This is a genomic window from Variovorax sp. 05L425 (assembly GCF_056397705.1).
Genome location: NZ_JBFTNY010000086.1, coordinates 1 through 396 on the forward strand (window position 1 = coordinate 1; position 396 = coordinate 396).

Below are 396 nucleotides of genomic sequence, written 5' to 3' on the forward strand. Positions count from 1 at the left end.
GTAGTACCGCCGGCGCCATTACATCCTTGGTCTCGCAGGACTCCGTCAGCCCCTACCAGAGCATCGACAAGAACCTCGCCTACTGCAGGGCATGCTCTCGGCGATCGATACGCTGGCGAGCGGCGGTGATCCCTCCGTGGACAGCGCCAAGGAGCGCGCCAAGTGGTTCTCAGGCATCGGCATTGCCGGGCCGGGCTTGGTCGGCGGGTCGATTCTGCTGCTCAACAAGATCGCGATTGCGCTGTTCGTGGGGTTCGGGCCGCTGTTCATCATCTGCCTGCTGTTCGAGCAGACGAAGTCGCTGTTCAGCAAGTGGCTGTTCTACGGCATCGGCACGGTGTTTTCGCTGGCGGTGCTCAGCTTCATGGTGGGTCTCGCGAACAACGTGATCCGGTC

1 protein-coding gene is annotated in these 396 nt (G+C 62.1%); it reads left to right on the forward strand.

Annotated features, from left to right (window positions below; translation table 11 throughout):
- Window positions 1-91 precede the first annotated feature (91 nt).
- Window positions 92-396, forward strand: a 305-nt coding sequence (locus AC1DN9_RS30095) for a type IV secretion system protein (RefSeq protein WP_478106024.1), incomplete at its 3' end; no start/stop codon positions are given.